Source organism: Bradyrhizobium sp. LLZ17 (genome assembly GCF_041200145.1).
GTDB lineage: Bacteria > Pseudomonadota > Alphaproteobacteria > Rhizobiales > Xanthobacteraceae > Bradyrhizobium.
The window spans coordinates 465,995-486,400 of sequence record NZ_CP165734.1 but is presented as its reverse complement, the minus strand read 5'-3'; the positions used below and the strand labels follow the sequence as shown (position 1 = coordinate 486,400).

Below are 20,406 nucleotides of genomic sequence, written 5' to 3'. Positions count from 1 at the left end.
ATGACTAGCGAAGATGCATCTTGCTACCACCGGGATCGCCCGCCGTTGAAGTAGGGATGCTCCCAGAGAGACCGGCCTTGGCCGGGCTCGGGTCCGCTGACCCATTCCATCGAGCTATCATATCCGTGCCCGCGCGAGGCCAGCGCAGCAACCACGCCTGCTACGCTGTTGGCCAAATCGTCGTGCGCGCCCGGTGCGTGGTCGACGCTGTCGCGGCCACCTCGTGCAGTACGACGCTCGAGGCCAATAATCTGCGCGAAAAGTCGCGCGTCTTCGAGTAAATCGACCATCCGCGAATTGATCGCGGGCAAAAATTCCCGGTAGAGGTCCGACTTTGGCTTCGTCGCCAGCTCGTAGGCAATCCCTTGCTCCCGGAAGCGTTCGCGTGGCCACTCGCCAGCGTAGCGATCGCCGGTCACGGCCGAAATGCGATAGCTCTTTAGGATTGCGGCGAACTCAAGCACCACGTCTTCGGGGTTAAAAGGTGGTCGACGCTCGCGCACGGCATCGATTACGACAACGTCGTCTTGCCAGTGGCCGATCGCTAGCGTCATGCTGTCAGCACTTCCGCCGCTCGGATCAACGAATGCCGAATAGGTGACGCCGGATATCGGTGAACGTTCTTGGACGCCCACTGAGACGCACGCTTCCACGGCTTCTCGATTGACAAAGGTCTCGACATCGCTGCGGAACTGCGCGCCGTACTCCGCCGCAGCACTGGCGGGATTCCACCCGCGGTGTTTACGACGCACAGCGGCGGCTCGGCACACAGCCCCGCCGAAACAATGTGCCGAGCCTAGCCGGTCTCGCTGGTTAAATGACTGACCGGATGAGGGCCATAATCAAGGCAGAAGGCGCTGTCGGATATTGCTAGGCTGCAATACACGCTACATTATCAACAGGCCACACCCGCCATGCATCGGCCGCCAAATAGGATCGAGATCGGTTTCGTGATTCCGCTTTTGCTGAATTTCCTCACGGTCTTTTTCATCACAGCAGGCTTGATGCTGCTTTGGATGAACCTCCGAGCATCGCGGCGAAACAGAGTCAACCTCACCCCGCAGAATCGTCGTGAGCAGATTGAGCCTGACCAGTTTCAGAATTAACCCGCAGCACGGACATCAATCTTAATATGAGGCTTTGATTGCGGCGGCGCATTGGAGCGTTAGGTTTGCGCACCGGACATTGCCCCGTCCGGGTCCACCCGGGCGAGCCTTCGCGCCATCATACTCGGCGCGTCGGCTTCGTTCGCTGGCCAAGCGCGAGTATCGTTTTGAAGAGGCCGTCGAAACACGAGACGCTCGATCTCGGCGAGATGCGGCGGCAGATCACGGCCCTGCGATCCCGGCACTCGGAGAATCTACGCATCACCTATCTGTTGAACAGGCTGCTGATCAAGATTGCATATCTCAGTGAGCCGGAGAGCGCAGCTCACGCGGAGCAGCTGCGCGAAGCGTTCGCCAGAATGATGGCGGATATCGAGAAACGCATCCCGAAAAACGACCGCAAGCCGTCCGGTAAGGCTAACGAGTAGATCACATTGCGCGATCGCCGGTTGAGGCTTGCTGTAGTCCATCTTGCCTGAGGCTTGTAACCGAGTCGCAATGGCTCTTCGCGTGCTCTGCGCTCCAGCCGAGCCTCTGGCGAATCCGCAAGCACGTTCAGTAGTCTTCAGGCGCCGCGTGTGCGACATTTGTAGTGAGCGACGACATCAAAGACGAGGTATCTCAGATGGGGACGAGCGTAGTTGTATTTTGGGGTATCTTCGCGGTCGTTGTCGCTATTGCTGCAAACGGTCGTGGCAGAAACCCGGTGGGCTGGTTTGTTCTGGCATGTGTAATATCTCCCCTACTGGCGAATCATTCTACTCGTAGCGCTCCCCTTGCCTTTCCAGGAGACCGAACGCTTGTCATGGGTGGAGCGTCGTGAAGGCAGGGCAAGGCAGTGTCCCTACTGCGCAGAGTCCATCAGACGCGAGGCCATCGTTTGTAAGCACTGCAGGCGCGATCTTCCTTTATCGCAACTTGCCGCCGACAATCCCTATGATCCTAATACGTCCCAAGGCAAAGCTTGGGCGAAAGGCCTGGCAGATAGGGAGGCCCGCGACGCCGGGCGAACAGATCCTTGAGATGCATCGAGCTGAAAAGTCGAACGCTAAGGTTAGGGTGGCATAACCGAGCGAAACCAACACAAAAATGTGGGGCATGGCCCCGCTGCTCGAGTGTCCTATTATTCCTCACCGGGCCACCACGATGTCAGCCAATGATTAGCCTTCAAGATATGTCCAAGCTTCCAGCCGCAAATGCCCGAGCGCACTCGTAGTGCCAATTCGTGCGCGTCGAGGTGTTGAAACGCCTAACGGAGCAGCCCGGAGCCGAGGGCGGAGAGGCTGAATTGTAGAAGACGATCTTGTGATCGAGCTGTGCAGTTAGCGAAGCGAAGAGTGGCACGTACTCTTTGCCGCCAAAGAAGACGATTGGACCTTTTGCCTCAGTCGGCAAACTGCAAAAGTCTCTATAGGGCTCCGTTTTTCGGCGACGTACGTAGCTCTCAGCGCTTGCACTGAACGTAATGTCGTACCGTGGCGTGAGAAAGCGAGCCGTGATAAGTCCCCATCCGGCGGACAAGATCATCGTGTTATCGAGGCCAAACCCGCGGACAAGCTCGCCATAGGTCTGGTTCTCATATAGCTCGTAGGCGCGACTCAGGCCGAACGGATTAACGTCAGGCGTTCTGTTGTACCGCGCGACCTGTTCTCGCCACGTAGCGCCATCGTCGGCGGGATCGTCCGGCCGCGCATAAATAACATCCGAGGACGCCGGTGCCCGCGCCGGGTCGGCTACGAACACGACCTTTTTTCCGTCTGCTCTTCGGAAGTACCCCGCTTGGGGCCTCTTGCTTGCTGCGCACTGAATTACGACAATCATGCTTTCAGCAATCGTTGGGGGCAGGTCGTGGAAATTAGACTAATCAATTATGCCCCAGCGGGCGAGTTCGAGTGGTTATGGCCATCGCGTACGGTCGAAAAATTTCATCGTTCGTGGCGGGGGCGTGTGGCAATCGACGGAGTCCCATTTGAGTTTCGCCATGCTGTCGGCCATCGACACGTCTATGGTAAGGACCGAGTCCATACTGTCACGTGGCTGGGAGCTGCGCCAGTGGTGGAGGGAGTGGAGACGGATGACTATCGCACCTCCCGTGGTCTGCTTAGCGTGATACGGCGAGATGACAAGAAGCACGCTAGAACTGATGCTGATGTTGCCAAGGAATATGACGATTTTCCTATTGTAAGCTGTCGCGACGAAATCAATGCGCCTCATAGCCCACGCTCACTCGCGATAAAGATCGTGGAAGATAACGTGCCGGCGTGGGCAACGCACGCAGCAATTCGAGCTGTTCTTGTGAAAAGGCTGACTCTGGTCCGATCAGCAGAACGAACAACCAAACCGCCGGAAACCGCGCTGCCACTATCGAGCATCGGCGAGGCCAGCCCAAGTAAGATTGTCGACACACTGCTAACTTTCGGAAGGAGCCTCGCCCGCCCAGAGTGGGAACCGAAATTTGCGCCAACTCCAGACACCGGTGCAAATGAATTTCTGCGATCAAATGCACTGGCATTTCTTTGCGCAGTCATCGCTGACCAAGGCATGCCCGCAGAGCGCGCTTGGTACTTGCCTTACGGCCTGTACCGTCGATTAGGTCACCTCGATCCCTCCCGCATCGTCGCCGACCAAGCGGCCGTGGAAGCTGCGGTGCGCGGGCCGCCCTCTCTGCATCGCTTTCCTAAAAAATATGCTGAGTGGATCGTTGCGGGAGCGACGCGCGTGTTGGATCAATACGGTGGAGACGCATCTAGGGTCTGGACGGGCAAACCTACCGCTCGCGAAGTCTTCGAACGGCTAGATCAGTTCGAAGGCATCGGCCAGAAGAAAGCCGCTATGGCAGTCGAAATCCTCGAACGCGATTTGAGCATACCCATCTCTGCGATGGGAGGCTCCGATGTAGCGTACGACGTGCATGTTCGCCGTGTCTTTCTTCGAACCGGCTTGGCGCAGCGCGACGAATTAGATCACATCATTTCCGTGGCTCGCACACTACGTCCCGAAAGACCGGGGGAGATTGATATGCCTACCTGGCGTGTCGGGCGGCAGTGGTGTCACGCTGGTACACCCGATTGTGGCGCTTGCCCCTTGGACGCTGTATGCCCGAAAATCATCTCACGGAATCCGCTGCGGGCGCAGCCCTGAGCACACCAGTACTGCCGCTCTCGTCGGCAACGTTCACGTTTTTCGGTGACCAGTTCCAATTTGAATGGTGGCATATGAGCATAACTACCACTCAGATTACCAACGAATGGGACAGACAAAAGCTTCGAAATTTGATGGACAATGCAAAGCGCCTCGGCAGAAGCGACGTTTACGAAAGCGCATTTCGGCAACTCTGCAGGGTTGAGGGCAGAAACATTGATGATCCGCTAGAGTCGGAGTTCGCGGTCGTGATGCGGGCCCTTGAAGAAGCTCTTACCCAGGAGGCGGGAAAAACCAAGCGACTGAATCGGACGCGACAAAAGTTGAGCCGAGCCGGAATCCATAAAACGCTCTCCGATCTCGCACTGAAACCGACTCCGTCGGTGGGATTCAAAAAGCTAGTCGAGTTCGGAATGGCCGATATGTCGGCCGAATCTCTGATTGTGAAATATCGCGATCAGTTTGAGCCAAGTGTCGTCGAGGCGGCGACCAAGAGATTGCTCGAATATGGGATCATCAGGTGACAGTCCGGTATCGTAGCATAGTATTGCGGCTTGAGTACCCAACCACGGCGATCCGAAGAGGAAAGCCCCGGCGAGCCAAGCGGCGTCGGGGCTTTCTCATGAGCGCGGAGCCATAATGCCTCTGCTTTCGGAGGTGCAAGGTCGCGGGGCCAGCGAATACTGGCTCGTCGCGCTCGGCCAGCAACTGCAGCAGAGCAGGCACAATCATTTTGCAGCCTTCGAGTACAGCGGCTCGCCGGTATCGCTGTCGATGACGACGAGGGGCTTCGAACTCGCTGGCAATGCGCACAGCTTGCTGTAGTAGTCTGCCAGCTCCTGCGGGCTCATGTTGGTCTCGGGCTTGGCCTTGATGATGGTGTGCTCGACGTTCCCCTCGACATTCACCCTCGCCTGCAGCGGGATCAGGCGGCTAAGCAGACTCGCGAACAGCCCTGGCTTGTCGTCCGCGAGATACGTGACATAGCCGACGAGGCCCTTCTTCTTCGAATGCTTGCTCAACTCGGCCGCCGTGATGATGGCTTCCTTGAGCTCGCGCGTGAACTTATTCTGAGTACCCTTGGCGCGACCCACCGGACGCTCCCCCGGCTTGAACTTTTTCAACTGGTTATTGTGACGAGGCATAGCTAAGCTATCCCTTCCTAAATTAGCTTAATCTGCTACCGCACCGCCGCGACGAAACGCAGCGTTTTACGGGCAACAGGCCACTGGCGTATCGGCACGCGGGCGGCTGGCGACCCACACAAGCCCGTCAGGATCGACAATCCGTTGCAGACCCGTGAGCAGCCATGGCATTTCAACGAGCTACATGCCATCTGCCGAGACGCTTTCCGGTTGTCACCCTCGGAGAAAATTATACCCGGATAATATTAAAGAGCCATTGAATATTACGGATTCTTGCAAATTCGGCGAGGCCCAACAAAAAATGCGAAGGCGGCCGGGGGTACCCCGTTGCGTCAGGCACGGGTTAGGCGGGCTTGGCTGGCGGCCAAAGTTGACCCGCTACCCGCGCGCGCGGCCGGGCGCGGTGTTAGCCGCCCTAGCCATCCCACCGCAATGCAGTTGCCACACTACCAGGCTAGTAGCCGCCCTAGCCGCCCTAGCCACCCTTTGGTGAAACTTGTCGGGTGGTGGTTGTCTGATATCGCAGCGAGCCGCCACCGGCACGCACCACGGCGCCCGCCAGCAGTTTATAAACATCCCTGGCTGGGCGGTTAGGGCGGCTATTTGCCTCTCACCTCCCTCGGGCAACTACGGGCTCTGTGAAAGTGGCAAAACCCCGTCGCGCTGGCGAACGTATCCGCGAGCCTGCTCGCCGCGTATGCTGACCTTGCCGTTCGAGGGGCGCTGCCAGCCGTTCCGCTTCATGATCTTCGCAATGCGCATTGTGTACGCTGAGCTGTGTCGCTCGACAGGAATGTTCAGCACGTAAGTTAGAATATCGGCGCTTCTCACTTTTTCCTGATCGGCGGACAGATGAACAACTTGATACGTGTCACGTTCGCCGTTCCCCTTAAAAGCAGGGAAACCCACGCCGGTATATTCGCCAGGATGTCCTCCCAGCCATCCTTGATGCGGCGATTTTCCTGCTCGATGCTGGCGACCGCCCAAAGCTTCTCGTCGAGCCTAATGCTCTCTCCTAGCGCTTCGCGTTTTGCGGCCTCGCCCCACAACTGCAAGCGGTCCGCAAGCAGTTTATCTAGATCGATGGCCCTGCGTATTTTGAGTGTCCAGAATCGACGATTGCCCGTCTGGGATTGCAAATATTCATCGTCATTGGTGGTGCCGACCTCGATGCTGTGCCGCGGTTGCTTGTAGACAAACCGGCCATATGCAGGGCGCGCGATATCCTCTTGACGGCTGGCGAAGGCCTTAACGGATTCGATTTCCGTCTTGCCCAAACCGGCCAGTTCAGCATTCTCGTGAATCCATATCGAAGAAAGTTGCTCCTGCACCTCTCGACCATTTTTGCCCAGAATGCTCTGGTCGCTAAAATTATCGTCTCCAGCCAGCACGCGCCACGCACCGCTCTTGCCGAACCCCTCTGGAGATTCGGTGACAGTAATCTCGTCGAACTTGCACCCGGGGTGACGCGCGCGGCGTACGGCGGCAATCATGGTAATGCGGAGTGAGGCCGCATTGAACTCCGTATCGTCGGTGTTGAAGTAGTCAACGGCCATGCGGTCGAGACGTGGCTTACCATCCCACTCGGCCTCGGCCTTCGCCAGCATGTCCAGAACCGGATCGAAGCGATGCTGGTTCGCCAGTGACATCACCGCATCGATGGTTGGGTTCTTAAGGAAATCGACGCCGAACCGATCGGACATCAACTGACGAAGCATAATGATGCCGTCGTCCGTGACCTCACCGACCAGCGACTGCATCTCGTGCCGTACCTCATCGCCCCGAAAACCAAACAGAATTTTGTGATGGAAAATGTCGTGCCGACACTCGATACCGAGCGCAGTTACGGCCACCCGCGCGTTATGCATGGTTGGCCGCGGCATGCCGTTGGCCCGCTTCTCGCGCCATACAGGACCACTGGTCGAAGCTGTTGCGTGCGCGAATTTCTCGCCCTTGTATCCGAGGATCTTTGCGATGGCCTTGGCGGACTTCTCGCCCCAGTCCTCCGTGAGTTTAGGAAGGCCGAATGAATGCTGTCCGTTGATGTGGGCCTCGGCGGCGTTTCTTGCTGTCCGCTTATTGTCGTCCTCGGTTGGTAGTTCACCAGCTACGCTTGCAAGGATGCCGACGAAGTCACCGATTTCCTCCGCCTCCCAGCCGCAGCGCGCTAGAACGCCGCCTATTGTTTGCGCGGCTTCGTGGCCGCTACCCTTTGGCCACTGACGTATAAGGATGGAGCCGATGGCTATCTTCGTAATCGCTTCCTTTAGCGTTTGGTAATTTGATGTAGAGGGAGCACCATTTTTTACCCACTGGATCGCTTCTCCGCTCGGGTGCATGCTGCCCGGGAAAACCGTCTGCGCTGCTGCCGTCCCACCCCCATGCGCAGTTCAATGATGGTCTGCTTGTTCTCGTCCTTGAGTTGCTCGGTCGCCTTTTCCGGCGCATCGCCGATATAGTACAAATAATGTGAGGACGGCTTGGTAGCTCGACCAAACACCGCGTCGGTGCGAGGCAAAAAGCGAGGAGCCAATCTCACGGCCTCGGCGCAATCGAGATCGACGTCGGCTAGGCCATTTGATTTTACTCCTAGTTGAACGCCGATGTTCTGCTCTGCACCGTTGAAAAACATTGGGGCATTGTCGGCCGTGATTTTCAGTTTTTCCCATGACTTAATTTTTGGTGATTTTTGCTTGTAGCTGATCGGAACGACAGCAAGGCCGCGCGCGATGTATTCCAGCGCGATGCCAAGCATGGGCGAAGTACCCGCCTTCATGATGCACCGCCTTTCGCAATCGCGGCCTCGACAATGGCCGACCAGGCGGACTGCGGCATCGGGTTGAAGTTGACGCCGAACCGATACCAGAGGACGTTACAAAATCTTTTGGATGTTCGCAGACACTGATCGCTCACAGGTACGTCGGTGCAGACCACATGCACTTCAGCGCAGACATCACCCTTAATCGAAACAACCCACTCGGCCCAGCCGCCCGGTCCGCGTCGGATGCTGGTGATACTTGGGCTATTGGCGGAGGCAACAGTTTGGGCTATGTTTGTATTCTGAGAAAATACTGCAATGCCCCTTGCCCCCCCCGCAGTTGCCACTGCGGCGGGGTGCTCGTTTTTCTGATTCATGGGGCTTCACCTCGCCCCCTTATGATAGTCGCTAGTACAGGCGTGCGTCCGCGACTTTAGCCAGTCGATGACGTCACCCACACGGTAGCGGATTATCTTGTCCGTAAGCCGCTTGAACTCCGGCCCGTAGCCGCGCGTTCTCCCGATTTCGAGAAATTGCACAGAGACTCCCAGCCACGCTGCGAGCTCTTTTGTCGTGAGGATTTCTTCTCGATGGAAATCTGCGTTGACAAGGCGATGCGCACGCCGGTCGATTAGCAGCTTGCCCAGCGGCTTGCTGGTCTCGCCCCGTTGATCTGTTGAAGCCATCTATAGTCCTACCGTTGCGAGCCTTAGCCCGCTAGCGACGCGCTCTCCCAACGCGTCTCTGGTAGAACCCCTGCACTTTGGCCCGGCATTAAATGCGCTGTGACGCGCCTCCGTGCTAAAGCCCGTCTCGGCAGTGTGTGCCGATTGACGTCCCGCGAGAGGTTGGATCCTCTGGCAGCGGCGATTCAAGGGTGTGCCTATGGGATGCACCAGCTTGCGGCGGTCTCGCCGAACGATTCCGCAAGGTAGTCTTGTGTACCAATAATATACAACAACATAACCCTTTGGGGCAAGTATACGTAACCCCTTGACCTAACGTTGCTTTAGGTGTTGGCCCGAGACAGGGTGGCTTGGCGCGCGCACAGCGCAGCAATTGGCTACCTTTTTGCGCGCAACGCTGGCGTCCCCGAACCAAGTCGATCGCCGACAAGCTACCCTGGCTTAGCGCAACTTTGCGACGTTGCCTCCTACGACAGCCTGGACACTGCACAGCGCCAGCATCTTGTCGCACACCTGCTGGGCGGGCTCGCGAAGATCCTCAATGTCGGGGGCCAAGTAGTGCTCGGCAGTGACATCGGCCGGAAGCGCGTGATTGCACAACACTTTCAGCCACACGATGTTTACTCGGGCGGACGCTCCGACTTTGAGAAAACCCCGGCGCAAGGAGTGGGCGCTGACGGCCACTCCAGCTGACTCGTTTACCTTCGCAAACGGCCGCTGCGTATCGCGGATCGGCTTGCCCACCCGGCGGCCAGGAAAGACGTACTCGGACTTGTCGCCGAGCGCACGGCGCGAAACCAGCAGGTCGTAAATGAAATCACTCATTGGTATTTCGACGGACTTTTTTGTCTTCGTGTTTGGAGCGGGAAGCGTCATGATGCGCTGGAGAAGATCAATGTCGCTCCACTTCAGTCGCGATGCTTCAGTTTTTCTAAAACCCGTGAACATGAGCAGCAACAAGAAGTCGCGCGAAGTCCTGTTTTCAAGTCCGCAAACCGCCTGGTAGAACGCGGGTTTCTTATCGGCAGGCACTCGGCTGGTCCGACGCTGCACGGGAAACCATGCGTCCTCATCCTGCATTCGACTTACTGGGCATGCTGGCAGCGCAACGCGCTTCGCGGCCCAACGCCACAGAACGCGGAGCGTCACCATCGTGGCGTTGGCGGTCGTCTTGCCGTCGTAGCGACCGCCCTTCGCAGCTATTGCGGCTGCTATCCTCTGATGCTGCTCCTCAACCACATCGGGGGTGATCGACGACAGTGGTTTGTCCATCCAGTCTGCGAGGTGACGATCTATCTGGCCGTAGGCACGCTTGCTCCCCGCACTCAGTTTCTTGTTGGCAACGAAATACTTCTCTTTCGCTTCGCGAAGCGTGTACATCGTCGCTTGGGGGCCGGGCTCGGCCTTGGCCTTGGGATCGATGCCCCGCCGAATCTGGTCCAGCGCCTCCTCGGCACGCTCGCGCGCTACCTCCACTGTTAGAAGCAAGGCCTCTGCCGGTCCAACGTTGACACGGCGGGTCTGCTTCCTTGCGCCCTTAACCGTGTTGGGCAGGTCACGCTGCGCGATGTAGTCCTTTGCAGTCGTCTTGCCTGATACCTGAACACCAAAGCCCTTCGTGAGCGTGTCGAAATAGACCACCTGCAGTCCGCTGGGATGCGGCGCGCGTAACTTGTCAACGAAGGTTTGAGTTAACTTCGTAATCGGCATGCCCCGTTCCCCAGGCTGGGGCGGTCCCAATAAGGCAATCCTCGCCTTTAGGCCGCCAAATGGTGCTTTAACGGGACAACTTTAACACCGTTCAGTGACAATAAAACTAGTTAAATCAACAACATACCCTTTGTGGCTTTAGCCCTAAAAGCCTGTAGGGTCCGGCTTGGTAAATTTAACGTTAACGACGCAAAGGTGCTGGTGTCGGGCCGAAAACGCCGCCGCGGCATAGACGCTGCAAATCCCCTCCTGCACAACAACAAAGGGATCTTGGGTGCACTGAAGCGGGACAGCTTTGTCCCAGATGGTGCGACCCCGGGGTAAGCGTTCAGTCATGAAACATCCGTCGAGCCGCGCGTTCTTCGCGTATTGGGACAACAAGCGCGGCGCTGCGCGGGCACCTGACAGATCCGATATCGATCCGGCCGCCGTTCGCGAGCTGCTTGGCGACATCTTCGTGCTGTCCTGCGAGCCGAAGCTTGGCTTTCCATTCCGGGTCGCCGGCACCCGCGTCTGTGCGCTCGCCGGCTGCGATCTCAAGGACCGGAGCTTTGCGGCGCTGTTCACCGAAGCCAGCCGCGGCGAGATCGAGGAAATCACCACGATCGTCGCCGACGAGACGCTCGGCGCCATCGCCGGCGTCAGCGCCATGCGCGAGGACGGCAGCAAGGCGCATCTCGAGCTGCTGCTGCTGCCCTTCAACGCCCGGCCGCACACGCCTCTCAGCGTCACTGGTGTGCTCGCGCCGTTCAACGACGAATGCGGGACGCTGGGCCCCTTCACCGTCATCTCCTGGCGCTATCTGCACCAGCCGGAGAAATTGTTGCCGCGAGCCATCCGCAAATTGCAGATCGCACGCGGGCTGATGGTGTATGAGGGGCTGAGGTAGAGCAACGCTCGCCGCGTGCGCGCTGCGTGTGCAAACGGCCCCCTTCATCCCTATTCAGACGCGGGCCGGCGCGCGGGCATGGATCCTTCATTGGAACCTTACCTGCTACGGTGCGTTCGCCTTCTTGCTACTATCGCTACGGCAACGCGGCTCGGCTGTAGACAATGCGTTTGCCAGCCCGGCCTCCGTCGAGGGACCATTCCCGTGATGGAGCACGCGACCAGAGTTAGTAATCGCTTGTTAGCTGCGTTACCGTCGGCCGACTTCGCTTTGCTTGCGCCACATTTGCGGAAAGTACCTCTCCAGCGCGACGTAGTGCTCGTTCAATCGGGCGACCGGATCGAACACCTTTACTTCCCGTGCAGCGGCGCGGTCGCCCTCATCATGGAATTGCCGAACGGACAGACGGCCGCAACCGGCGTGATCGGCAACGACGCAGCCGTCGGCCTTATGTCAGCATTTGGTCCCGGCCGGTCACCCATGACCGCGGTTGTCCGCGTTGCCGGGACCGCACTGCAGATCTCGCCCACACGATTTCACGCGGCGCTCGAACGCAGTCCCGCCATCGCAAGAGCAGTTCAGCTTCTCTCGAGAGCGCTGATGACACAATTCCAGCACGTCGCGGCCTGCAATGCACTACACTCCGTCGAAGCGCGCCTGGCCCGCTGGCTGCTTCACATTCACGATCGGACGGCAGGCGGTGACATCCTGCCCTTGACGCAAGAAACGTTATCGGAATTGCTGGGCGTGCGGCGCACCACGGTTACGCACGCCGTGAGCGCGCTTCGAACATCAAGGGCCATAAAATCCAGTCGGCGCGGCCAACTCGAGATCGACAGGCGACGGCTCGAGGTCGTCGCATGCGAGTGCTACAAGGTGATGGGCCGCAGGATCGATCGGATCGTTACGCAGGATGCGGTAAGGCTCCTTCACGCCGCGCCGGCGCCGAACGGCTGCCCGCCTCCGGACTTCCCGTATGCCAAGGCCGGCTCGTAGACCCACGCCTCTCGGGCGAACCACTCGTGCGTCGCTGCGCACATCCGGCAATAGGTGCGCGAAAAGAACACTGGACTGCATCGAAATCTTTCACGATCCATCTCAATGCCCGTCGGAATGACGCTTCCCGTTTCCGGGCACTTGATCATCACCATACCCATCCTGATTTCCTCCAGCTTGACATCACCCAGCGATGGCCGCCGTCGACTGGACGGCGTCTCTTCTTGCGGAGACGCTCGTCCAGTCGATCCACGCGGCCAGAAGCCTCGATTCAAGCAGCCTTGTGCAGAACCCGGTTGAAGCTCTTCTTGATCGGATCGGCCGTCTCGGTCGCGACCTCCCGAGCCAGGTGCCAAAGCTCCCGGTTCTGGGCGGAAGACGCTTCAATGGTCTTGCGGGTGTGGGCGGTGGAGAGATTCACAAGATCGGCAAACGACTTCACATTCGCAAGCTCGCAGAAGAATTGCAGCGCCGAGCTCGTGTTGACGTTGGAGATTTCGATGACCTTGGTGCCGTACTCGGCAGCACGATTGGCACTGGCCGAACAAGCGTCGCAGAGACCTGCGGTGACCGCCTCGGAAGCCTCCTTCATCTGCTCGAAATTTGCCTTGGCTCGCGTGATCGCCGGCTCGGCGAAACCGCCGAAGATCGCGTGGATGCCGAAAAACGGCGTGTCAAATTGGAGCTTTTCACTTGTGCTGGCCGTTCCGTTCAGCGGAGCGGCGTTCGTTTCGGCGTTCACATTGGCATCACTCACGGGCATTCATCCTTTCAAGCGAAACTAGATGATGGATTGAAGACTCCCCGACGCGTCCAGATGCTTGCTGCACCGGGACACCAGTGCTCCTACTTTCACGATGGTGGGATGCTGCTGCGGATATGCAGCTCTCGCCCCCTGCCGGAGCCAACTATGACCGACGAGAGTGGAAGCTTCGGTTCGCTTTCAGACTCTCGATTCGAATTAGTTCGATTGATGCAACGCAGCGGCGCAGGCAGCATTCCGCGTCTTTGAAGTTGCTGCCATTGCATGCACCAACTTAAGATCAGCGCTGCCAAGCAATTCCAAAGCGTGGGGGCCGAGGTAGCGAACCCTATCGTCCTGGCGCCTGATGCCAGCGGCGGTGAGTTCGAGATCGTCGAGCCGCTTCATTGCGTAGCTCACATCCACGAGACGCTCGTAGCAGATTGGGAATCTCGCCTCGGCGTTCGACCGAGCCGACCTTGCTGAGCGGGGAATGATCGGCCATTACCCAATCTCGTCGGTCCAGACCTTGAAGCTGACCAGCTCGTTCGGGCCGAAGGTCTGCGTGATCGGAACGTCGCAGGCGTCGCGTCCCTGCGCGATCAGGATCCGTCCCTGCCGCGGCTCATTGTTGCGCGGATCGAAGGTGTGCCAGCGGCCGCCGATGAAGGCCTCGAACCAGCCGGCAAAGTCACCCACCGCCCATGGCTGCGGTGTGCCGACATCGCTCAGATAGCCGGTGCAATAGCGCGCGGGAATATTCATGCAGCGGCAGAACGCAATGGCGAGATGCGCATAATCGCGGCAGACGCCCTTGCCTTCCTGGTACGCCTCCCACGCCGTCTTGGTGGCGCGCGCATGCTCGTAGCCGAAGACGATGTGGCGATGAACGAAATCGCAGATCGCCTGCACCCGTGCCCAACCCGGCGGCGTCTTCTCGAACAACTTCCAGGCGATCTCCGAAAGCCGGTCGGTCTCGCAGTAGCGGCTGCCGAGCAGATAGACCAGAGTATCGGCAGGCAGCTCTTCGATGCTGTGCTGCATGGCCGAGGCAAATACCGGGTCCGGCAGACCGCTGTCGCGAACGACGCCGTCAGCGGCAAGGCGCATACGGCCGGCCGGCGCGACCATGCGGCTACACCAATTGCCGAACACGTCTCGATAGGGTGTGATCTCGACGGCAGGCGTCGAGGTGAGAAAGTCGGGCTTGATGACATCCGAAGCGCGGGTGAAATGCGTGCCCAGCACCATGATCATCGGCGTTGGCTGCGGAAAATCGTAGAGCATTTCGAATCCGACACGAAACTTCATCGAAACGCCTTTCCGGCTGCTGCCAACTCGAAATGGCTACGAAACCACCGAATACAAGGCAGTCAGCCGGATTTCTCGTGTCGCAGCGCTCCGCGCGCTCGCCGAGCTCGCAGGCGGATTGCACTGGCCGCCCTCGCCGCGCAGGCAGCGAAGGAAGCGCGTTCAATCAGGGCATCGCCAGATGCCAGGCGCCGTTGAGAAAACCATCGCCGGTGACGTCGCCGGGCTTGGTGTCCTTGGCAAAGGTGTAGAGCGGCTTGCCCTTGAGGGCCCATTGCTTGGAGCCGTCATCGCGGGTGATGATGGTGTAGCCCTCGCCGGGTGCGTCGCTGGCCTCGGCTTTCAGCGCCGGCCAGTTCGTCGCACACGGGCCGTTGCAAGCGGATTTGCCGTCCATGTCCTTGTCGAACGTATAGAGCGACATGCCCTTGGCGTCGGTGAGCACGCTGCCCTTGTCGGTCTTGCCGGTCTTGGTCGGCGGCGCCGCGAATGCAGCCGAGGTGAGCGCGAGTGACGCCACGAGCGTGAGCGCGAGGCGGATCGAGGATGTCGTCATGGTGTCTCCTGTCATGCAATGGGCTTGCAAATGGGCTTGCGAATTGACTTGCATGTGTAGGACGCCGCATCGCGCGTCGTATTCCTGAGACGGCCGCAAAGATATTTTTGGCTGCGCGCAGCTTCGCAACGGAATAAAATGGAATGGACGACAGAACAACGGTCCGACATGAGCAAACCGCATTGGCGATGCGCGCACGCCACCGACCTACCCGCGATCGGCGCGATCGCGGCGCGGATGCATCCGGATCTCACTGAGCGTCTCGACGTGCTCGCCGAGAAGATGCTGCTTTGTCCGGATGGCTGCCGCGTGCTCGTCGCAAAGAATGAGATCGCCGGCTATGGGCTGTCGCATCCGTGGATGCAGCATCAGATCCCGCCACTCGACGGCTTCCTGGAAACATTGCCTGACAAATCTGACTGCCTCTACGTGCACGACGTCGCCGTGCTGCCCCACTTCCGCGGCGGCGGCGTCGCGCGCGCTTACGTCGCGACGATCCAAGGACTTGCGCGATCATCAGGCATCGCGACGCTTGCGCTGGTGTCGGTCTACGGCACGCGACCGCTGTGGGAACATTTCGGCTTTCACGCTGTAACGCCGGATGCGGAGCTGCGCGCAAAGCTCGCGTGCTACGGCGAAAGTGCGGCTTACATGTTGCGCGATCTTGCCGGTTCGCAACGCCCCGTCAGATAGCCGCCCGTCCGCGGTCGCGCCGATTCACACGGGCGTGAACTTAGAGCCTCGAACCGGCCTCGATCAGCCGCCGCGGTGCTTCTTCTTTGCCTTCTTGCCAGATGAGGCTTTCGCAGACCACTCGGTTGCTTGACCGGGCTTGTCCCGATGCTTGTTTTTCTTTCCGAAACCCGGCTCGTCGCCGAATTTCGAGCCGCTCTTGCCGTGAGGCTTCACGTAAGGCTTGCCATGCTGCTTCGGTCCGGTCGCGGCACGTGAATGATCGCTTCGAGGCGCACGATCATCGCTCTCGCCGGCTTCGCGCCGGGGCGTGTGCGGCCGCTTCTCCGAAGGCGCCTGCGCTTGCGGCGCATCCGTCATCGGCTCGAGGCGGATATTGTCTTCCTTGTCCGGCCGCTTGATCTTGGCAGCGAAGGAGTCCGCGACCCGCTCGGAGATTTCGAACTCGGTCGTGGTGTCCATGATCCGGATGGCGCCGATGTCGCCCTTGTCGATGCCGCCACGACGGCAGATCATTGGCAACAGCCAGCGAGCTTCCGCATTCTTTCTGCGTCCGATGTTGGCCCGGAACCAGACGCTGGACTCCATGCCATGACGCGGCGAGGATTTGCCCGGCTTCGATCGGGGACCGGCAGGGCGATCATCGCCACGCGAGCCACGCGCATCGTCGCGCGGCGTGCGATCGTCGCGCGGCGTGCGGACATCGTTGCGGCCACGATCGTCACGGGTGCGGCCACGCGCCTCGCCGGGATCGAGAATGTCTTCGGGCGACGGAAGCCGCGCGCGATAAAGCCGCGCAAGCGCCGCCGCGATATCCTCGGCCGAGCGCTCAGCAAGCAAGGCCTGCGCGAGAACCAGATCCTCGGCGGTCGTCTCCTCGGAGAACAGAGCATCCTTCAGCATGCGGTCGTGGTCGAGCTTGCGGATCTCATCGGCCTGGGGCGCCGTTCCCCAGATCGCGTCGATGCCGGACAGATTCAGCAGCACCTCCGCGCGCCGCCGACGAACGGGCGGCACCAGCAGGACGCTGACACCCTTTCGGCCCGCACGTCCGGTGCGGCCCGAGCGATGCTGCATGACTTCGGCGTCATTGGGCAGGTCCGCGTGAATGACGAGGTCGAGGCTCGGCAGGTCGATGCCGCGCGCCGCCACGTCGGTCGCCACGCAGACGCGTGAGCGCCCGTCCCGCAACGACTGAAGCGCCTGGGTGCGTTCGTTCTGCGTCAGTTCGCCGGAGAGCGCCACGACGGAGAAGCCGCGCTCCAGCAAGGCGGCCTGCAAATGCCTGACCGCATCGCGCGTGTTGCAGAACACCAGCGCGCTCGGCGACTCGAAGAAGCGCAGGACGTTGACGACAGCATGCTCGACATCACCGGGAGCGACCCGGATTGCGCGGTACTCGATGTCGGCGTGACCGCCTTCGTCGCCCGCGACCTCGATCCGAAACGCCTGTTGCTGATACTGCTTTGCCAGCGCCACGATGCCGCGAGGAAACGTCGCCGAGAACAGCAAGGTGCGGCGCGTCTCCGGCGTGGTCTTGAGGATGAACTCCATATCCTCGCGAAAACCGAGATTGAGCATCTCATCGGCCTCGTCGAGGACGACAACCCTCAATTCCGAGATGTCCAGACGGCTGCGCCGCAAATGATCGCACAACCGCCCCGGGGTCCCGACGACGATGTGAGCACCCGCAGCGAGCTCCCGCTGCTCGCGCCGCGGATCCATGCCGCCGACGCAGGAGACGACGCGCCCATTCGCATACTCATACAACCAGGCAAGTTCGCGATGAACCTGCAAGGCGAGCTCGCGGGTCGGTGCGACGATCAGGGCGAGCGGTGCACCCGCTCGTTCAAATCGCTCCGCCTCGCCCAGCAGGTCCTTGGCCATGGCCAGGCCGTAAGCGAGGGTCTTGCCGGAGCCGGTTTGGGCCGAGACCAGCAGGTCGCGGTCGGCGGCGTCCTGCGTGAGCACGGCGAGCTGAACGGGGTCGGACGGTCGTAGTTGCGCTCGGCCAAGGCTCGGGCGAGCGGCGGACTCATGGTCGGAAAAGACACGGGATAAACCTTGGTTGGTCCAGGCGCGGAACATCGAGCCCGCGCGACCTGAAGCTTGCGCGTCGGGCAAACGGCCCGGCAGCACGCATGGCGATTTGATTTGGATGCTCTTTACGCCAAGAGCGGGCAAATCACCATGCCTGTGACGCATGGCTTTGACGAAGCCGAGAACAAGCTTACCGGCCCAGCCTGACCCACTACATCCAGAGTTTTCGAGCCGTTTTGCTGCATGTAGGGAGAATTTGCGCCCAGGCAGAGGATTTTCGCCGTGGAGGCGAACGAGAACGCCTGGTCAGGTGCTAGTCCCTGGAGGTCACGAGCTTGCTGACGCCGCCGACCAGCCATGCTCTTGCCCGCAAAACATAGTCCCTTGCCGCCCGGCTCAAGGCGCGGATGCCGCGCCAGGCTTCGGTTGCCTGGAGCCATGCCCTCACCTCGACGAACTTTCCGTAAGCCCAGGCGAACGCCGGAATCCGCATCAGCTTGTCGCGCGTGAGATGAAACAGGCGCTCGACAAGCACGAGCTTGAGCAGTTCGCAGCCGATGAACGCCGCCACACCGCTCAGGAACTGGCCGGTTGCGACGAGGTAAGCCGCGACCGGCTTGATCGGCTCCAGAATGATCACAGGAACGGAAAACAAGGCGAGCGACGGATAAGGCGGCAGCGACCTGATCCAGGCGCGCAATCGCTTGAATTCGAAATGCCGCGCAAGCCAGCGGGATATGGGCGCGGCCACGGCCATGAAGAGCGCATCCACCAGGAAGTAGATGGCGGCCAGAATATACGTGACGGGTTTCAGGATTCGCTTCACGGTCAACTCTCCCGTGAACTGAAAGCCGGAACTGGGGCCTAAGTTTCACCTCAGCGTGAATAGTTCGCGGATTTCAGATGGAACTTTTTGGAGAATGTGGCGCGGAAACGCGAGGACATCCTCGTGGAAGCGGCGCACCGCCGGCATGTCGCGCACGAAGATGACGGTGTAGTCGATCGCGCGGATGGCGCTGAAGGGTGAACGGGGGCTCTGGTTCGGTTCGGGTATCTTCTCGTCCATGATCGTGTCCTTCATTCCAAACGCCCGCACGTAGACCGTATGGAGCGTAGCGGAATACGGGGAGCCGCGAGCGAGGATCTCGGATTGCGCTGCGCTCCATCCGGGCTACCAGATTCTGGAGCCGGGAAGCAGCGGCGCGGCCAGGTGGCGTCGTCGTCAGATGGCGTTGCCTACTCCACTAGTTCCGGCCACGGAACGATCGTCGACTTCACGGTTTTCATCGCCACCGCATCCTTCACCGCCTGCGCGACGCCTTCTTCCGTGAACGGATAGATCGTTTGCATCTTCAGCCACGGATATTTGTCCCGCGTGCGGTACAGCATGTCGACACCAAGCGGCAGGTCGTTGGCGGTAAAGCCCCAGGACCCCAGCAGATTGATATCCTTGGTGCAGATGCGGTGCCAGGAGGTCTCGATCGAACCGGCGTCGGTGAACTGGCCCATCTCGACATAGGTGCCGCCGTCACGCAGCATCTCGATGCCTTCGGGCCCGGCGGTCGGATGGCCCGAGCAGTCCATGACGAGATCGGCGCCAAAGCCTCCGACGATCTCGCGCACCCGCGCGATGCGCTCTTGTGGCGTCTTCAGCTCCTCGATGTTGGCGGTGGTCTCCGCGCCGAACTCGCGCGCGAGCTTGAGCCGCGGCTCCTCCGGCGCACCGACGCAGATGACGCGCCCTGCCCCCATCTCCTGTGCCGCGGCGACAGCGAGAATGCCGATCGGACCCGAACCCTGGATCACCACCGTGTCGCCCCAGCTGAAGCCGCCGGCGCGGCTCGCGCGATTAAAGGCACGGATGCAGGAGGTCGGCGGCTCGGACAGAGCGCCCAGCCGCAGCGACATGTCGTCGGGCAATTTGTAGATCTTGGTGCCCGGCAGCATGTCGAGATCGACATAGACATATTCGGCCCAGCCGCCCCACATGTGAGGCGGTTTGTCGAAGCCGAGATAGCGGCCGTAATAGACCGGCGTCAGGCATTTGTTGGCGGTCTGCGAATAGTGGATGCAGTAATAGCAGCGGCCGCAGGGCATCAGCGGCGGGATCATCACCTTGGAGCCGACGCGTAGCGGCTTGCTCATGAAATCTTCAGTGAATTCCTCGCCGCATTCGACAATGATTCCGCCAAGCTCGTGGCCCAGCGTGAACGGCCATGGCAACTGCTTTGGCCAGTGTCCCTTGAGGATGTGCAGATCGGTGCCGCAGACGCCACACGCCCCGATCTTGATCAGCGCACCCTTCTTGCCGACCTTCGGCCACGGCACGGTGCGGATGACGGGCTCGCTGCCCGGTCCTGCGTGAGTGCAGACGCGGATTTGGTCCATCGCTGTTTCCTCGATGCCCATGCGTTATGATTGATTTGTACGGGCTCAGGCGAAACGTATGTGAGACGGGCGCGGGTGCCAAGGTGCAGCCTTGTAGCCCGCATGAAGCGAAGCGGAATGCGGGGAGCGGCCCCGGATTGCGCTGCGCTCCATCCGGGCTACGGAGCCGTGGCGCAGCACACCCAAGTGTCTTGAGCACTTACACTTGAACGTGTAGGGACGGCCCAAGTCCTGCCCAGGTGCCC

At 60.0% G+C, this 20,406-nt stretch carries 19 protein-coding genes and 2 pseudogenes; 6 read left to right on the top strand and 15 right to left on the bottom strand.

Annotated elements, in window-relative coordinates; all coding sequences use genetic code 11:
* Positions 1-23: 23 nt before the first annotated feature.
* The gene (locus tag AB8Z38_RS02335) at positions 24-752 is read right to left on the bottom strand and encodes a hypothetical protein (protein ID WP_369722922.1); all 729 of its coding nucleotides are present in this window, start codon (positions 750-752) and stop codon (positions 24-26) included.
* A gap of 419 nt (positions 753-1,171) precedes the next feature.
* Between AB8Z38_RS02335 and AB8Z38_RS02330 the strand changes: the two genes are divergently transcribed.
* The 3 genes from AB8Z38_RS02330 to AB8Z38_RS02320 all read left to right on the top strand — a co-directional run bounded on the left by AB8Z38_RS02330 (position 1,172) and on the right by AB8Z38_RS02320 (position 4,771).
* A complete protein-coding gene (locus tag AB8Z38_RS02330) occupies positions 1,172-1,534 on the top strand; it encodes a hypothetical protein (RefSeq protein ID WP_369722921.1) in 363 nt (120 codons plus the stop codon).
* A 1,624-nt stretch (positions 1,535-3,158) separates the two neighbouring features.
* Entirely contained in the window at positions 3,159-4,247 is a 1,089-nt protein-coding gene (locus tag AB8Z38_RS02325) for a hypothetical protein (RefSeq protein ID WP_369722920.1), read from the top strand.
* A complete protein-coding gene (locus AB8Z38_RS02320; protein ID WP_369722919.1) occupies positions 4,202-4,771 on the top strand; it encodes a hypothetical protein in 570 nt (189 codons plus the stop codon). The genes AB8Z38_RS02325 and AB8Z38_RS02320 overlap by 46 nt, the downstream gene beginning before the upstream one ends.
* Before the next feature lie 204 nt (positions 4,772-4,975).
* Here the strand turns inward: AB8Z38_RS02320 and AB8Z38_RS02315 are convergent, their stop codons facing one another.
* The 6 genes from AB8Z38_RS02315 to AB8Z38_RS02290 all read right to left on the bottom strand — a co-directional run bounded on the left by AB8Z38_RS02315 (position 4,976) and on the right by AB8Z38_RS02290 (position 10,546).
* Complete coding sequence (locus AB8Z38_RS02315; RefSeq protein WP_369722918.1) at positions 4,976-5,392, bottom strand: hypothetical protein; 417 nt, start codon at positions 5,390-5,392, stop codon at positions 4,976-4,978.
* Between the two features lie 827 nt (positions 5,393-6,219).
* On the bottom strand, positions 6,220-7,731 hold the full coding sequence (locus tag AB8Z38_RS02310) for a VapE domain-containing protein (protein WP_369722916.1): 1,512 nt from the start codon (positions 7,729-7,731) through the stop codon (positions 6,220-6,222).
* Complete coding sequence (locus tag AB8Z38_RS02305) at positions 7,698-8,168, bottom strand: bifunctional DNA primase/polymerase (protein ID WP_369722915.1); 471 nt, start codon at positions 8,166-8,168, stop codon at positions 7,698-7,700. Before AB8Z38_RS02305 ends, AB8Z38_RS02310 begins: the two co-directional genes overlap by 34 nt.
* On the bottom strand, positions 8,165-8,527 hold the full coding sequence (locus AB8Z38_RS02300) for a hypothetical protein (RefSeq protein WP_369722914.1): 363 nt from the start codon (positions 8,525-8,527) through the stop codon (positions 8,165-8,167). The genes AB8Z38_RS02305 and AB8Z38_RS02300 overlap by 4 nt, the downstream gene beginning before the upstream one ends.
* A 6-nt stretch (positions 8,528-8,533) precedes the next feature.
* On the bottom strand, positions 8,534-8,836 hold the full coding sequence (locus AB8Z38_RS02295) for a helix-turn-helix transcriptional regulator (protein WP_369722913.1): 303 nt from the start codon (positions 8,834-8,836) through the stop codon (positions 8,534-8,536).
* Positions 8,837-9,277: 441 nt separating this feature from the next.
* The gene (locus AB8Z38_RS02290) at positions 9,278-10,546 is read right to left on the bottom strand and encodes a tyrosine-type recombinase/integrase (protein ID WP_369722912.1); all 1,269 of its coding nucleotides are present in this window, start codon (positions 10,544-10,546) and stop codon (positions 9,278-9,280) included.
* A gap of 334 nt (positions 10,547-10,880) precedes the next feature.
* Here AB8Z38_RS02290 and AB8Z38_RS02285 point away from each other — a divergent pair, with 334 nt between their 5' ends.
* Entirely contained in the window at positions 10,881-11,435 is a 555-nt protein-coding gene (locus AB8Z38_RS02285; protein WP_369722911.1) for a PAS domain-containing protein, read from the top strand.
* 204 nt (positions 11,436-11,639) lie between these two features.
* Positions 11,640-12,431: a Crp/Fnr family transcriptional regulator gene (locus AB8Z38_RS02280; protein ID WP_369722909.1), complete on the top strand. Its 792-nt coding sequence runs from the start codon at positions 11,640-11,642 to the stop codon at positions 12,429-12,431.
* A gap of 271 nt (positions 12,432-12,702) precedes the next feature.
* On the opposite strand, the gene AB8Z38_RS02275 is transcribed toward AB8Z38_RS02280, so the two are convergent.
* From AB8Z38_RS02275 to AB8Z38_RS02260, 4 genes are all read right to left on the bottom strand, one after another.
* Complete coding sequence (locus tag AB8Z38_RS02275) at positions 12,703-13,194, bottom strand: phasin (protein ID WP_369722908.1); 492 nt, start codon at positions 13,192-13,194, stop codon at positions 12,703-12,705.
* A gap of 198 nt (positions 13,195-13,392) precedes the next feature.
* The gene (locus tag AB8Z38_RS02270) at positions 13,393-13,581 is read right to left on the bottom strand and encodes a hypothetical protein (RefSeq protein WP_369722907.1); all 189 of its coding nucleotides are present in this window, start codon (positions 13,579-13,581) and stop codon (positions 13,393-13,395) included.
* 96 nt (positions 13,582-13,677) lie between these two features.
* Positions 13,678-14,484, bottom strand: a complete 807-nt coding sequence (locus tag AB8Z38_RS02265; RefSeq protein ID WP_369722906.1) for a transglutaminase family protein — start codon at positions 14,482-14,484, stop codon at positions 13,678-13,680.
* Between the two features lie 166 nt (positions 14,485-14,650).
* A complete protein-coding gene (locus AB8Z38_RS02260; RefSeq protein ID WP_369722905.1) occupies positions 14,651-15,040 on the bottom strand; it encodes a hypothetical protein in 390 nt (129 codons plus the stop codon).
* Between the two features lie 168 nt (positions 15,041-15,208).
* Between AB8Z38_RS02260 and AB8Z38_RS02255 the strand changes: the two genes are divergently transcribed.
* On the top strand, positions 15,209-15,733 hold the full coding sequence (locus AB8Z38_RS02255) for a GNAT family N-acetyltransferase (protein ID WP_369722904.1): 525 nt from the start codon (positions 15,209-15,211) through the stop codon (positions 15,731-15,733).
* A 63-nt stretch (positions 15,734-15,796) separates the two neighbouring features.
* Here AB8Z38_RS02255 and AB8Z38_RS02250 read toward each other — a convergent pair.
* The 4 genes and pseudogenes from AB8Z38_RS02250 to AB8Z38_RS02235 all read right to left on the bottom strand — a co-directional run bounded on the left by AB8Z38_RS02250 (position 15,797) and on the right by AB8Z38_RS02235 (position 20,161).
* Positions 15,797-17,772: pseudogene (locus AB8Z38_RS02250) on the bottom strand (DEAD/DEAH box helicase).
* Between the two features lie 314 nt (positions 17,773-18,086).
* Positions 18,087-18,599 (bottom strand): hypothetical protein, encoded by a 513-nt coding sequence (locus AB8Z38_RS02245; protein WP_369722903.1) that lies wholly within the window; start codon positions 18,597-18,599, stop codon positions 18,087-18,089.
* Positions 18,600-18,701: 102 nt separating this feature from the next.
* A pseudogene (locus AB8Z38_RS02240) lies at positions 18,702-18,869 on the bottom strand (glyoxalase/bleomycin resistance/dioxygenase family protein); the annotation flags it as partial.
* 140 nt (positions 18,870-19,009) lie between these two features.
* A complete protein-coding gene (locus AB8Z38_RS02235) occupies positions 19,010-20,161 on the bottom strand; it encodes a zinc-binding dehydrogenase (protein ID WP_369722902.1) in 1,152 nt (383 codons plus the stop codon).
* Between the last annotated feature and the right edge of the window lie 245 nt (positions 20,162-20,406).